General features: G+C 69.4%; 12 protein-coding genes. 6 read left to right on the plus strand and 6 right to left on the minus strand.

Annotated elements, in window-relative coordinates; genetic code table 11:
• The first annotated feature begins 104 nt into the window (after positions 1–104).
• Complete coding sequence (locus tag OHB01_RS14060) at positions 105–4304, plus strand: LamG-like jellyroll fold domain-containing protein (RefSeq protein WP_168065964.1); 4200 nt, start codon at positions 105–107, stop codon at positions 4302–4304.
• Between the two features lie 95 nt (positions 4305–4399).
• The gene (gene rfbC / locus OHB01_RS14065) at positions 4400–4996 is read left to right on the plus strand and encodes a dTDP-4-dehydrorhamnose 3,5-epimerase (RefSeq protein WP_142648051.1); all 597 of its coding nucleotides are present in this window, start codon (positions 4400–4402) and stop codon (positions 4994–4996) included.
• A 63-nt stretch (positions 4997–5059) separates the two neighbouring features.
• On the opposite strand, the gene OHB01_RS14070 is transcribed toward rfbC, so the two are convergent.
• Together OHB01_RS14070 and OHB01_RS14075 are read right to left on the minus strand one after the other, a co-directional pair.
• Entirely contained in the window at positions 5060–6118 is a 1059-nt protein-coding gene (locus OHB01_RS14070) for a 2-oxoacid:ferredoxin oxidoreductase subunit beta (RefSeq protein ID WP_328855490.1), read from the minus strand.
• Positions 6111–7955, minus strand: a complete 1845-nt coding sequence (locus OHB01_RS14075; RefSeq protein ID WP_328855491.1) for a 2-oxoacid:acceptor oxidoreductase subunit alpha — start codon at positions 7953–7955, stop codon at positions 6111–6113. The genes OHB01_RS14070 and OHB01_RS14075 overlap by 8 nt, the downstream gene beginning before the upstream one ends.
• A gap of 365 nt (positions 7956–8320) precedes the next feature.
• Between OHB01_RS14075 and OHB01_RS14080 the strand changes: the two genes are divergently transcribed.
• From OHB01_RS14080 to nuoH, 4 genes are all read left to right on the plus strand, one after another.
• Entirely contained in the window at positions 8321–8692 is a 372-nt protein-coding gene (locus OHB01_RS14080; protein ID WP_328855492.1) for an NADH-quinone oxidoreductase subunit A, read from the plus strand.
• A gap of 67 nt (positions 8693–8759) precedes the next feature.
• On the plus strand, positions 8760–9257 hold the full coding sequence (locus OHB01_RS14085; protein ID WP_221889920.1) for an NADH-quinone oxidoreductase subunit B: 498 nt from the start codon (positions 8760–8762) through the stop codon (positions 9255–9257).
• Positions 9254–9784 carry an NADH-quinone oxidoreductase subunit C gene (locus OHB01_RS14090; RefSeq protein WP_142648056.1) on the plus strand — a complete coding sequence of 177 codons (531 nt, stop codon included), beginning with the start codon at positions 9254–9256 and terminating at the stop codon, positions 9782–9784. Before OHB01_RS14085 ends, OHB01_RS14090 begins: the two co-directional genes overlap by 4 nt.
• A gap of 10 nt (positions 9785–9794) precedes the next feature.
• Positions 9795–10748: an NADH-quinone oxidoreductase subunit NuoH gene (gene nuoH / locus OHB01_RS14095; RefSeq protein WP_142648057.1), complete on the plus strand. Its 954-nt coding sequence runs from the start codon at positions 9795–9797 to the stop codon at positions 10746–10748.
• Positions 10749–10757: 9 nt separating this feature from the next.
• Here nuoH and OHB01_RS14100 read toward each other — a convergent pair whose 3' ends face one another.
• From OHB01_RS14100 to OHB01_RS14115, 4 genes are all read right to left on the minus strand, one after another.
• On the minus strand, positions 10758–11090 hold the full coding sequence (locus OHB01_RS14100) for a hypothetical protein (protein ID WP_147942674.1): 333 nt from the start codon (positions 11088–11090) through the stop codon (positions 10758–10760).
• Positions 11087–12925: a hypothetical protein gene (locus OHB01_RS14105; protein ID WP_328855493.1), complete on the minus strand. Its 1839-nt coding sequence runs from the start codon at positions 12923–12925 to the stop codon at positions 11087–11089. The genes OHB01_RS14100 and OHB01_RS14105 overlap by 4 nt, the downstream gene beginning before the upstream one ends.
• 168 nt (positions 12926–13093) lie before the next feature.
• On the minus strand, positions 13094–13354 hold the full coding sequence (locus OHB01_RS14110) for a hypothetical protein (protein ID WP_142652299.1): 261 nt from the start codon (positions 13352–13354) through the stop codon (positions 13094–13096).
• 98 nt (positions 13355–13452) lie between these two features.
• Positions 13453–14106, minus strand: a complete 654-nt coding sequence (locus tag OHB01_RS14115; protein WP_185949109.1) for a ComEA family DNA-binding protein — start codon at positions 14104–14106, stop codon at positions 13453–13455.
• Positions 14107–14361: the final 255 nt, after the last annotated feature.

Below are 14361 nucleotides of genomic sequence, written 5' to 3' on the forward strand. Positions count from 1 at the left end.
TTGGAACCAATAAGGTAATGATCTGGCGGGTGTAATTAGACCGTTCCATTACGATCTATTTCGTAACGCAGCCCATAAGGGCGCACGGGACGAAGTAGGTATAAGTGCGCACCAAATTACCCCTGTTAAAGCGCTCTGCGCTCGCACTCCTCATCGTCGCCGGATTCGGCCTCGCCCAGAGCGGGGTCGCCGCGGCCGATATCGACCCCGAACCCGGCGTACCCGAGACCGTGACGGCCGACGCGCTGCCCACGTGGCAGATCAACGGCGTCGTGTGGAAGCAGGCCACGGTCGGCAACACGGTCTACGCCGTAGGCAGCTTCTCGAAGGCCCGGCCGCCCGGCACGAGTCCCGGCGACCCGCAAGAGGTCAACCGCGCCAACATCCTCGCCTACGACATCACGACCGGGAACCTGCTGCCGTTCACCCACACCCTGAACGCGCAGGCCCGCTCGATCGCGGCCTCCCCGGACGGCTCGCGCATCTACGTCGGCGGCGACTTCACCACGGTGGACGGGGCGACCCGCAACCACATCGTCGCCTTCAACACCGCCACGGGAGCGGTCGACACGGCCTTCAACGCGTCGGTCTCCAACACCGTGTGGGCGATCACGGTCTCGAACAGCACCGTCTACGCCGGCGGCAACTTCTTCAACGTCAACGGCTACTCGCGCAACCGCGCCGCGGCGCTGGCGCGGAGCAACGGCGCCCTGCAGTCGTGGGAGATCGATCCGGACGACGAGATCCGCGCCCTGCTGATGGCCCCGGACCAGAGCCGGGTGATCGTGGGCGGCAAGTTCCAGAACTTCAACGGGGAGGCGCGGGTCGGCATCACCGCCGTCGACCCGGTCACCGGCGCCTCGCTGCCGTGGAGCAGCCGGCCCACCCCCACACGCCTCGACAGCAACAGGTTCTCCTACGTCGACGACCTCGTGACGGACGGCACGCTGGTGTACGGCGCCAACGACGGCGAGGGCGGCCATTGGTTCGACGGACGCTGGGCGGCCGACCCCTACACTGGTGACCTCGTCTGGCTCGACAACTGCTACGGGGCCACCTACGGGGTCTTCGTGACCGGCCAGGTGCTCTACAGCGTCGGCCACGCGCACGACTGCAGCTCCCTCGGCGCGTTCCCCGAGACCAGCCCGACGACGTGGCACCGGGCGCTGGCCGAGACGACCTACCCCGTCGGCACCGACCACGCCCCACCGGGCTCGAACAGCAACTACAGCGGCCAGCCCGTGCCGGGCCTGCTCCACTGGTTCCCCTCGCTCAACGCCGGCAGCTACACGGGCATGTACCAGGGCGGCTGGTCGGTCACCGGCAACTCCCAGTACGTGGCCATCGGCGGCGAGTTCACCAACGTCAACGGCAACCCCCAGCAGGGCCTCACCCGGTTCGCGGTCAAGTCGATCGCGCCGAAGAAGGCCGCGCCGATCCCCGGCCCCGACCTCACCCCGACCGCGATCTCCTTCCAGTCGGGCACGGCCAGGGTGAGCTGGAAGGCGACCTGGGACCAGGACAACGAGAAGCTGACCTACGAAGTCCTGCGGGACGGGAACAGCACGCCGGTCGGCACCGTCACCGCCAAGTCGAACTTCTGGACGCTGCCCGCGCTCGGCTTCAAGGACACCGGCCTCGCCCCGGGCTCCACGCACACCTACCGCGTGCGGGTGAAGGACCCGCAGGGCAACTCGGTCGGCAGCGCCACCTCCGACCCCGTCACCATCGCGAGCACGGGATCGTCCAGCGACTACTCCGAGGCCGTGCTCGCGGACAGCCCGGCGAGCTTCTGGCGGCTCGGTGAGACCAGCGGCACCACCGCGTACGACTACGCGGCGTTCAACGACGTCACCGAGAACAGCGGTGTGACGCACGGCGCGACCGGTGGCGTCGGCGACTCCGACGCGGCCTCCCACTTCGACGGCACCTCGAGCGGGTTCGCCGTCACCCAGTCGCAGATCCCCGCGACTGCGAGCTTCACCGCCGAGGCGTGGGTGAAGACGACCACGAACAGGGGCGGCAAGATCGTCGGTTATGGCAGCGCGGCCACCGGCAACAGCGGCAGCTACGACCGGCACGTCTACATGGACAACGCGGGCCGGATCTTTTTCGGCGTCTACCCCGGCGCCGTCCGCACCGTGAACTCGGCCCCGGGCTTCAACGACGGCAAGTGGCACCACATCGCGGCCAGCCTCAGCGAGACCGCCGGCATGACCCTGTACGTCGACGGCCGCAGGGTCGCCCAGTCCGCCGCCACCACCAGCGCGCAGCAGTACAACGGATACTGGCGCATCGGCGGGGACAACCTCAGCGGATGGCCGAACCAGCCGACGAGCTCCTACCTCAACGGCGACATCGACGAGGTCGCGATCTACCCGTCGGCCCTGTCGCAGGACGAGGTCATCGACCACTACGTGGCCAGCGGCAGGACCAGCCCCATCCCGCCCGCCCCCTCGGACGCGTACGGCAAGGCCGTCTACGGTGACGGGCCCACGCTCTACTGGCGGCTGAACGAGGCGAGCGGCACGGTGGCCGCCGACTCGGGCAAGGGCGGCATCGCGGGCAACTACACCGCGAGCGGCGTCACCTACGGCCAGGCCGGCGCGATCATCGACACGTCGGACAAGGCGGTGGCGTTCGCCAACGGCGGGGTCGCCTCGGCGACGACCTTCGCCAACCCGACGAACTACTCCGAGGAACTGTGGTTCAAGACGACCACGACCAGCGGCGGCAAGCTGATCGGACTGGGCAGCTCCGCCACCGGGACCAGCTCCAACTACGACCGCCACGTCTACATGACGAACGACGGCAAGCTCGTCTTCGGCACCTACACCGGCACCCTCAATGTGATCACCACGACCTCCTCCTACAACGACGGCCAGTGGCACCACATGGTGGCGACCCAGGGCTCGGGCGGCATGAAGCTGTACGTCGACGGCGCCCTCGTCGGCACCAACCCGCAGACGGGCGCCGAGAGCTTCACCGGCTACTGGAGGGTCGGCGGCGACAGCCTCAACTCCTGGCCGACCCGGCCGACCAGCAACAACTTCAACGGCCGGATCGACGAGGTGGCCGTCTACGACGGCGTGCTCACCGACGCGCAGGTCGCCACGCACTGGCAGAAGGGCTCGGGCAACGGGCCGGCGAACCAGCCCCCGACCGCGTCGTTCACCGCGACCTGCACCGAGTTGGAGTGCTCCTTCGACGCCGGTGCGTCCAGCGACGCCGACGGTTCCGTCGCCTCGTACGCCTGGGTCTTCGGCGACGGCGCCACGGGCAGCGGGAAGACGGCGACCCACACCTACCCGGCGGCAGGCGACTACCCGGTCAAGCTGACCGTCACCGACGACGCGAACGCGACGGGGACGCACACCGACGTGGTCACGGCGCAGCCGCCGGCGAACCCGCCCGCGGGGCTGGCCGCGGACGCCTTCGGCCGTACGGTCTCCGGCGGGCTGGGCTCGGCCGACTCCGGCGGGGCGTACTCGCTCTCCGGGGCGGCCTCCTCCTTCGCGGTGGACGGCAGCGCGGCGAAGATCACGCTGCCCTCGACCAGCGCGAACCGGCGGGCGTACCTGAACGGCGTGTCCAGCACGACCTCGGACACCACGTTCTCCGTCACCACCGACAAGCCCGGGACGGGCAACGGCATCTACCTCTGGAGCATCGGCCGGAGCGTCAGCGGCCAGGGTGAGTACCTGACCCGGGTGCGGCTGCTCCCGCCGAGCACGGTCGCGCTGGCGCTCGGCCGCACCGACGCGGCCAACACCTCCACCCTGCTGACGTCCGAGCAGACCGTCTCCGGTCTCAGTTACAGCGCAGGAACCGTGCTCAAGATCCGGATGCAGGTGGTCGGTACGTCGCCCACGACCCTCCGGGCGAAGGTCTGGGCCGCCTCCGGCGACGAGCCGGCGGAGTGGCAGATGAGCGCGACGGACTCGACGGCGGGCCTTCAGGCGGCCGGCGGGGTCGGGTTCGGCTCGTTCCTCTCGGGGACCGCGACGAACGCACCGGTCCTGGTCACGGTGGACGACCTGGTCGCGACCAGCACGGCCGCCGCGCCGACCGCCGCGTTCACGCCCAGCTGCACCGGGCTGACCTGCGCGGTGGACGCCTCGGCGTCCACCGCAGGCTCGGCGCCCATCGCCACCTACACCTGGAGCTACGGCGACGGTGTGGTGGAGACCGGCCAGACCGCCTCGCACACCTACGCCCAGCCGGGCACCTACCGGATCACGCTGACCGTGACCGGAGCCGACAACCGCACGAACGTCACCACCCAGACGGTGACCGTCTCCTGAGATGAACCAAGGGAAGGCCCCGCCGGCGACGGCGGGGCCTTCCGCCTCCCTCCGCTTCCCTTCCGCCCGATCGACATCCAGCGAGGTGCCGCACGATGGAACCGATGCAGATCCCGGACGCCTACGTCTTCACTCCCACCGTCCACCAGGACGACCGCGGGGTGTTCCTGGAGTGGTTCCGGGCGGAGGACCTGGCCGGGGTGCTCGGCCATCGGTTCCACCTCGCGCAGGCCAACCTCTCGGTCTCCCACCGGGGGGTGCTGCGCGGCGTCCACTTCGCGGAGGTCCCGGTGGGTCAGGCCAAGTACGTCACCTGCATGGCCGGGGCCGTCCTCGACGTCGTCGTCGATCTGAGGGTCGGCTCGCCCGCCTTCGGGCGATGGGAGAACGTGCTGCTCGACGACGTGAGCCGCCGGGGGGTCTACCTCTCCGAAGGGCTGGGGCACGCCTTCATGGCGGTCAGCGAGCAGGCCACGGTCGCCTACATGTGCTCCCAGCCGTACGCTCCCGGGCGGGAGCACGGGGTGCACCCGCTCGACCCCGAGCTCGGCATCGCGTGGCCGGAGGGGCTTGAGCCTGTCCTGTCGCCGAAGGACGAGGCCGCGCCCACGCTCGCAGAGGCGCGGTCGCGGGGCCTGCTTCCCGGTTACGCCGACTGCCTCGCCTACTACGAGAAGCTCCGCACGGCGTAGTCCCGCCTATACGCCGTCGCCCCACGCTCCCGGTGGAGCGTGGGGCGACGGTCGCGGCCGGGTTCAGCCGATGGTCCAGGTGTCCCCGCCGTGGAGCAGGTCGGCGAGGCTGCCCGCGCCCTTGGCGGCCGTGGCCGTCTGGACCTGCTCGTTGAGGAGCTGGTCGTACGACGGCCGGTCGATGGAGCGGAAGACGCCGATCGGCACGTGCTCGAACGCCGGCTCGTCCAGCCGCGACAGCGCGAACGCCAGCGACGGGTCGGGGTTGTGCGCGTCGTGCACGAGGATCTCGCCGTCGGAGACCTCGGCGCGGCGCACGACCTCGACGCCGCCCGTGGGCGACAGCCGTACGGCGCGCTCGTTGTCGCCGGTGCCGAAGACGATGGGCTGCCCGTGTTCGAGCCGGATGGTGATCTCGTCGCGGGTGCCCGGGTCCTTCAGCGTGTCGAAGGCGCCGTCATTGAAGATGTTGCAGTTCTGGTAGATCTCCACCAGCGAGGCGCCGCGGTGCTCGGCGGCCTGGCGCAGCACGCCCTGCAGGTGCTTGCGGTCGCTGTCGATGGTCCGGGCGACGAACCCGGCCTCCGCGCCGAGCGCCAGCGAGATCGGGTTGAACGGCTTGTCCAGCGAGCCCATCGGCGTCGACTTGGTGATCTTGCCGATCTCGCTCGTGGGGGAGTACTGCCCCTTGGTCAGGCCGTAGATCCTGTTGTTGAACAGCAGGATGTTCAGGTTGACGTTGCGGCGCAGCGCGTGGATCAGGTGGTTGCCGCCGATCGACAGCGCGTCGCCGTCACCGGTGATGACCCACACCGACAGGTCCGGCCGGGAGGCGGCGAGGCCGGTCGCGATGGCCGGCGCCCGCCCGTGGATCGAGTGGAAGCCGTAGGTGTTGAGGTAGTACGGGAACCGCGAGGAGCAGCCGATGCCGGAGACGAACACGATGTTCTCGCGCTTGAGCCCCAGCTCGGGCAGGAAGCTCTGCACCGCCGCCAGGATCGCGTAGTCACCGCAGCCCGGGCACCAGCGCACCTCCTGGTCGGACTTGAAGTCCTTCAGCGTCTGCTTGGCGTCCGTACGCGGGATCAGGGCCAGGCCCTTGCCGTTGAGTGTCTCAGTCACTTTCGATCACGTCCTGGATGACGGCGGCGAGTTCGGCGGCCTTGAACGGAAGCCCGCGCACCCGGTTGTAGCTGATCACGTCGACCAGATAACGGGCCCGCAGCAGCATGGCGAGCTGACCGAGGTTGATCTCCGGCAGCAGCACCTTGTCGTAGGAGCGCAGCACCTCGCCGGTGTTGGCGGGCAGCGGGTTGAGGTGCCGCAGGTGCGCCTGGGCCACCTTGTGCCCCGCCGCGCGCACCCGGCGGGCCGCCGCCGCGATCGGCCCGTACGTCGAGCCCCAGCCGAGCACGAGCACCCGGGCGTCGCCGTCGGGGTCGTCGACCGTCAGGTCGGGCACGTCGATGCCGTCGATCTTGGCCTGACGCAGCCGCACCATCTTGTCGTGGTTGTCCGGATCGTAGGAGATGTTGCCGGTGCCGTCGGCCTTCTCGATGCCGCCGATCCGGTGCTCCAGGCCCGCCGTGCCCGGCACCGCCCACGGCCGGGCCAGCGTCTCCGGGTCACGCTTGAACGGCAGGTACGTGCCGTCCTCGCCGTTGGGCTCGGTGGTGAACAGCACCGAGATGTCCGGCAGCTCGTCGATGTCCGGGATGCGCCACGGTTCCGAGCCGTTGGCCAGGTAGCCGTCCGACAGCAGCATGACCGGCGTGCGGTACTTCAGCGCGATCCGCGCCGCCTCGATCGCCATCGTGAAGCAGTCCGACGGCGTGGCCGCCGCCAGCACCGGCACCGGCGACTCGCCGTTGCGGCCGTACATCGCCATCAGCAGGTCGGTCTGCTCGGTCTTGGTCGGCATGCCCGTCGAGGGCCCGGCCCGCTGCACGTCCACGATGATCAGCGGCAGCTCCGTGGTCACCGCGAGGCCTACGGTCTCGGCCTTGAGCGCGATGCCCGGACCGGAGGTCGTGGTCACGCCGAGCGACCCGCCGAAGGCCGCGCCGAGGGCGGCGCCCACGCCGGCGATCTCGTCCTCGGCCTGGAACGTCCGGATCCCGAACCGCTTGTGCTTGGACAGCTCGTGCAGGATGTCGGAGGCCGGAGTGATCGGGTAGGACCCGAGGAACAGCGGCAGCTTCGACTGCACCGACGCCGCGATCAGCCCGTACGCCAGGGCCTGGTTGCCGGAGATGTTCCGGTAGGTGCCCGGGCGGAGCGTGGCCGGCTTGATCTCGTACGACACCGAGAAGGACTCGGTGGTCTCGCCGTAGTTCCAGCCCGCCTGGAAGGCCGCGATGTTCGCCTTGGCGATCTCCGGCTTCTTGGCGAACTTGGCCTCCAGGAACTGGATCGTCCCCTCGGTCGGCCGGTGGTACAGCCACGACAGCAGCCCGAGCGCGAACATGTTCTTGGCCCGCTCGGCGTCCTTCTTGGAGATGTCGAAGCCTTCGAGCGCCTTGACCGTCAGCGAGGTCAGCGGCACCGCGTGCAGGCGCCACTCGGCCAGCGAGTCGTCTTCGAGCGGGTTGCCGTCGTAGCCCACCTTGGACAGGTTGCGCTTGGTGAACTCGTCGGTGTTCGCGATGATGTCGGCGCCCTTGGGGAGATCCCCGAGGTTCGCCTTCAACGCGGCGGGGTTCATGGCGACGAGCACGTTGGGCGCGTCGCCGGGGGTCAGGATGTCGTGGTCGGCGAAGTGCAACTGGAAGCTCGACACCCCGGGGAGGGTGCCGGCGGGAGCGCGGATCTCCGCCGGGAAGTTGGGGAGCGTCGACAGGTCGTTGCCGAACTGGGCCGTCTCCGCCGTGAACCGATCACCGGTGAGCTGCATTCCGTCGCCGGAGTCACCCGCGAACCGGATGATCACGCGGTCGAGTTGCTGAACCTGCTTGGTCACAGCTCCTCAGTCCTCCTTGACGCGCCCAGGGCTGCCTGCTGGTGGCACGTTGTCATGTCCATGCTAGATCCATCGGGGTCACGCTGGTTTTTCGCAGATGCGCACTCTTGGTGCGTCTGCCGGGACTTTCCGCACCTGTGGCGCGTTCCCGTGGTGCCTCGGCCGCCGGGGGCGGCGCACCGTCAGCTTCGCGAACCATCCGGACGACACAGGCCCGACGCGAGCCGGCACAGGTCCAGGTGCAGACGGGCGACGAGCTTGATTCGGGTCACGATCCTCAACTATATGCGGGGCACTCGGATGTGACCGTCAGGTGTTCAGCCCTTGAGACCGTGCCGGGGTTATCCTCGAGACCGGGAGGCGGTATGAGTGGATACTTCGGCTCCTATGTCGTGGTCGTCGTCCTCTTCCTCGTCGGCGTAGCGATCTTCGCGGGCGGTTTGTTCGTGAACCGCATGTTACGTCCCAGCCGGCCGACCCCCGAGAAGCTCACGACGTACGAGTGCGGGGTCGATCCCGTGGGCGAGGGCTGGGCGCAGTCGCAGATCCGCTACTACGTCTTCACGTACCTCTACGTGGTCTTCGCCGTCGACGCCGTGTTCCTCTTCCCCTGGGCGACCGTCTTCGCCGCCCCCGGATACGGCATGACGACCCTGGTGGAGATGTTCGTCTTCCTCGCGTTCATCGCGCTCGGCATCCTGTACGCCTGGCGCAAGAGGGTGCTGGGCTGGACGTGACCCGACCGGCCCGGGGGAGGACAATGGACGGCATGGCGGTGACCGCATGCCCGTGAACGATCTCCCGATGCCCACGGTGGGGCCGGCGTCCAGGCTGGCGCCCAAACCGATGAAGTTCGTGCTGAACTGGGGCCGGCGCTACTCGTTGTGGGTCTTCAACTTCGGGCTGGCCTGCTGCGCCATCGAGTTCATCGCCACGTCGATGAGCAGGCACGACTTCATCCGCTTCGGGGTGATCCCGTTCGCCAACGGCCCCCGGCAGGCCGACCTCATGATCGTGTCGGGCACGGTGACGGACAAGATGGCCCCTGCCGTACGCCGGCTGTACGAGCAGATGCCCGACCCCAAGTACGTCATCTCGTTCGGTGCCTGCTCCAACTCGGGCGGGCCCTACTGGGACTCGTACTGCGTCACCAAGGGCGTGGACCAGATCATCCCCGTGGACGTGTACGTCCCCGGGTGCCCGCCCCGCCCCGAGGCGCTGCTCCACGGGATCATGAAGCTCCAGGAGAAGATCGCGGGCGAGACGCTCGAAGACCGCTACCCGCCGGAGGCGGACGCATGAGCGCCGGCGCCGTTCGCGAGCGGTACGGCTCGCGCGTCACCGACTCCTTCGGCCAGGACGTGCTCGACGTGGACCCCGGCGAGTGGACCGACGCGCTGGCGTTCGCGCGCTCGGCCGGGTTCGAGTTCTTCGACTGGCTGACCGCCGTGGACGAGCCGCCCGAGGCGTTCGCCGTCGTGGCCCACGTGTTCGACCCGGTCGCGTTCGCCCACCTGCTCGTACGCACCCGGGTGCCGCGCGCGGACCCCCGCCTGCCGACCGCCACCGGCGTCTTCCGCGGGGCGAACTGGCACGAACGCGAGACGTACGAGATGTTCGGCGTCGTCTTCGACGGCCACCCGGACCTGCGTCCGCTGCTGCTGCCGGACGGCTTCGAGGGCCACCCGCTGCGCAAGGACTTCGTGCTGGCCGCCCGGGTCGCCAAGGCCTGGCCCGGGGCCAAGGAGCCGGGGGAGTCCGACCACGGCTCGCCGAGCCGCCGCAGGATGCTGCCGCCGGGGGTGCCACCCGACTGGGCCTCCGGGTGAGAGGGGCGTCATGGCCGAGGTGCTCGACATAGCGGTCCGGCTGGTCGTCGTGGTTGCGGCGTTCCTGCTGCTGCCGCTGATCGTCGGGCAGATGGAGCACAAGGCCATGGCCCACATGCAGTCCCGCCTCGGGCCGATGTACGCCGGTGGTTTCCACGGGTGGGCGCAGCTCCTCGCGGACGGCGTGAAGTTCGCCCAGAAGGAGGACGTCATCCCGGCCGCCGCCGACCGGCGGGTCTTCGCGATCGCCCCCGCGGTGGCGCTCGTGCCGTACCTCGTCGTGATGGTCGTGATCCCGGTCGGCCCCGGGCTCGCGGCCGTGGACCTCGACGCCGGGCTGTTCTTCGTGCTGGCGGTCATGGGCGTCGGCGTGCTCGGTGCGATCATGGCCGGGTGGGCCTCGGCCAACAAATACAGCGTGCTCGGCGGCATCCGGGCCGCCGCCCAGCTCATGTCGTACGAGCTGCCGCTGGTGCTCGCCGCCTCCAGCGTGGCGATGGCCGCGGGCACCCTGTCTCTCCAGGGCATCGCCGAGCAGTGGCGCTGGTGGTGGCTGCCCTGGCAGGCGATCGGGGCCTTCGTGTTCTTCGTCGCCGGCCTGGCCGAGCTGCGCCGGCCGCCGTTCGACATGCCGATCGCGGAATCCGAGATCATCATGGGCCCGATGACCGAATATGCCGGGTTCCGCTTCGCCCTGTTCATGCTGGCCGAGTACGCCGGGATCGTGGTGCTCTCCGCGCTGACGACCGTGCTGTTCCTCGGCGGCTGGCAGGGCCCTCTCCTGCCCGGCCCGGTGTGGACGTTGGTGAAGGTCTTCGCCCTGGCCTTCGTCGTCATCTGGGTGCGTGTCAGCTATCCCCGGATGCGCGAGGACCAGCTGCAGAAGTTCGCCTGGACCGTCCTGGTGCCCCTCGCTCTCCTCCAGCTCGCCCTCACCGGAGTCGTACGGGTCCTCACCGCCTGAGCTGCGTGCTCACAACGGACACCTCCACCCCGGCCACCCCGCCGTCGCCTCGTCCTCCCACGCCTGCAACGTCTTGCCCGCATAAATGGTGTCTCCGTGATCGCTCCGCCATGTCACGAGTTCGGCGCCGGGCCGCACCTTCTTGTCCCTCAGCCACGGCTGGTGTGAGAGGTGTGCGGGCGGGACTTCGCCGTGATCGACAAGACATTGCACCACCGCCACGAGCGCCGCGTCGCGTCTCGTCACTTCGTCATCAGCGGGAGGAGACCGTCTTTCTTCGGTGCATCCGGCGAGCAGGACGAGGAGGCACATCGTGATCACCGCAAGATTCTTCGCTTTCACTGCTGCATCCTCATGGCGGTCTGCGCCTCCGTTATCCAGTCTGTGAGCGACCTTCCCGCGTACCGAGTGTCGGCGTGCAGACTGATCCAGTCGACCAGGGCTGCATTGGGGATGACTCGCCCGTTGCTGACCCAGCTCGCATTCGGCCGCGGATGCACTGCCCCTGCGTCGACAAGTCCCTGCACTACGGGTACCTCCACCTGGAAGACCTGATGGCGGGATGCATCCATATTGGCTTTGAGGGCTTTCAGCGCATGTCCTGTGTCGAATGCTTCGTTGAGTGCAGGCGTACCAAGAGCGGTGAAGATCTGCGCCATCGTTCCTGGGCCGAAAGGGTTGGAGAAGCTGAGGGCACCGAATCCTCCGCTTGCGGTCGCGAGTAGCATCTGGTTCTTGGCGGCCTCCTCATCCACGCGTAGCTCGCCCTCGAAGTGATGAGTGTTCTCCACCCGCTGGATCAACCCGAAGAGGCCGCCCATTTCCCTGAGGTAGTTCCGGTCGGAAGGGTCGTGGATGGTAGCCGCGACGGCGACGCTCACGCGAGAGGCCATCAAACCCTTGAACGCGCCGAACTCCTCGGGCTTCTGCAGCGCCTGCGTGAAGAACCCCTCAAGCTCGTCGAGCTTGTTGATGGGCACCCAGGGGTTGGTGCTCTTGTTGCCCTGCTGCAGCGCGCCGGAGGCGAAATTGTGATTCACCGACTGCGCGAAGTCGGGAAGATAGCGGCCTGCAACGTATAGCAGGGAACCGCGGATCTCCTCGGGCAGATGGGTTCCCGGGTGGAGTTTGGAGAATTCGGCGGTGGCTTGGACGATGTGGACGACGGACCAGGCGGATTCCTTGGCGTCGGCGGAGGTGCCGCGTTCCGCGGAGACGGCCGCCTTGAGGAAGGCCGCAGTGGGCGCGGAGAGGTCCACCTGGCCGATGGGCGGAAGCACGCCGCCCGGGTGCACGTATGAGCTCAGGAAGGGCCCCGGGTCGTAGCCGGGGGTGTGCCAGGAATCGCTGACGAGCATGCGGGCGTACTTCAGGCCGGTGGTCTGATCGCCCAGCACGTGGCGGGCGGCCATGCCGTTCTCCGCGGCCCGCTGGAGGACGGCCCCCACGGCGTCGTACTCCGCCATGAGCCGCTGGTGGCGTGACGCGTCGGCGTCGGTCTCCAGCGGGCCTCGGGCGGGCGGCCAGATCGTCTTGCCGGCGGCGCGGGCGTCGAGCATGGCGCGGGTCAGGTCGGCCAGGAAGCGGGAGTCCCATGACCTGCCCTCGGGGCCGTACTTCACCAGCATGCCGACCGACCAGGGGTCGGAGTTCGCGGTGAGGGCGGCGCGGGTCGCGTCGGGCAGCAACGGGCGGCGGTCCTTGCCCGTGCCGACGCGCATCTGGCCGGCGGCGGCCAGGGACGCCCCGAGGGCCCGCAGCACGCTCACGCTCTCCGCGCTGAACAGCGCACTTCCCGTTCGTTCGTACAGCGCGCGGGCGGCGCGCAGTGCGAGCGGCCCGGCCCCGGCCCAGAAGGCCGCCTGGTAGTCCTCGTCGGCGAGGTGCCGCTGCAGGCTCTCCGGCAGTCCCAGGAGGGCGGTGCGGGCCTCCTCGGGGTTCTTGGCCGCGAGGGCGGCGGCCAGCGTCTCCGCGTCGCGTTTGCCCTGGTTTCCGCTCTGTCCCGTGGCCTCCCAGTCGAGCCGTACGCTGGGCGGCCGGTCCAAGGTGAGGCCGGGGACGCCGGGCGCGCGGCTCAGCGCGCTCCAGCCCTGCTCCCTCGCCAGCTCGTACGCCCTGGTCGTGCGGGCGTCCATGTCGCGTACGTCGTCGAGCGCGGCGGCGATGAGGCCGGGCAATGAGGTGACCGCGACTTCGCTTCCCTATTTCTGCATTTTCTGCTGTATGAGGGGGCTATGCCGGGCCAGCAGTTCGTGTAGCCGTTCGAGCCTTTTCGTGAGTTCCTTGAGATTATCGGGATCGACTCCGACGAAGTCCCCCACGGCGATCCTTCCCGGTGCGGCGGCCTACGAGGCGGCTTTGCGGCGCTCCGCCTCCTCCACACGGGCGATCAGGCGCGGCTGCTCGGCGAGCACGGCGTCGAAGAGCCTGGTGAGCTGGGTCTTCCGGGCGTTCCAGCCGGCGGCCCAGCGGTCGGCCGCAGGGCCCTGCCAGGTGTGGTCGCCGAACATGGCCGGGACGGCGGTGAGCGCCTGGAGGATCTCCCGTACGGCGGTCGCGGTCGCGGCCATGTCCGCCCTGCATTCGACGATCTCGGATGACGTCACCGGCCCTCCCGTTTCTCACGCTGACGCACCGTAAGCCTAAGGAAACACCGATCGCTCAGCCAGGGATATGCGCGACGACAATCGGGATTGCCGAATAACTATGGGAGGAAAATGCCATATTCGGCCACATCGGAGGTGAGGTGCGGGGGCAGGGAGGCGGCGGCCGAGACGTCCTCGGCCGAGACGAAGCCGCCGACCTCGTCGCGTACGCGCACGATCTGCTCGGCGAGCGCGGGCGTCAGGCCGGGCAGGTTCGCGATCACCACAGCGGGGGCGTGGTTGACGTCGATCAGGCCGCCGTCGTCGTATTGGCGGGGCAGGTCGGGCCGCCCGATCCGCAGCTCGCGCGCCATGACCGGATCGCGTTCCGCCAGCTCCCTGGCCTGCTGTCGTAGGGAGCGGCGGTGCTGCGCGACCGCGATCGCCTGCTCGTTCGCGGTCCCGTACGGCCGGACGTCGTCGAAGACCTGCCGCCTGACCGCGAGCGAGTGCACGGTGCCGACCAGCCAGGGACAGAGCATGCAGACGACCATGAAGAGGGACACCAGAGCCGGCTCCTGCGTGTCCGCGTACAGCTCGACCAGGTAGATCCAGGCACCGCTGGCAGTGGCGTATCCGGCGGCGGCGGCCCCGTACCACATGCTGCGCTTGCGGATGGCGGCGTACAGCATGCTGAAGGGCGTGCCGAAGCCGCAGGTGTAGAGCGGGGTGAGCGCCCACAGGTAGCTGGGGACGCTGGACGGCCGCTGCACGGGCGGCGGTGTCGGCGGGGGCGGCGGCGTCGGCGGGGGCGGCGGCGTCGGCGGCGGCATCGGTGGTGGAGGAGGCGGCGGCACGGGCGAGTGCGCGTGCGGCTGTGCGGGTGGCGGCACGTGGGGATGCGCGTGCGGCTGTGCGGGTGGCGGCACGTGGGGATGCGCGTGCGGCTGTGCGGGTGGCGGCACGTGGGGATGTGCGGGCGGTGGCATGTGCGGCTGTGCGGGCGGCGCCGGATGGGCGCCGTGCGG

The sequence above is a fragment of the Microbispora hainanensis genome (genome assembly GCF_036186745.1).
In the GTDB taxonomy this organism is placed as follows: domain Bacteria; phylum Actinomycetota; class Actinomycetes; order Streptosporangiales; family Streptosporangiaceae; genus Microbispora.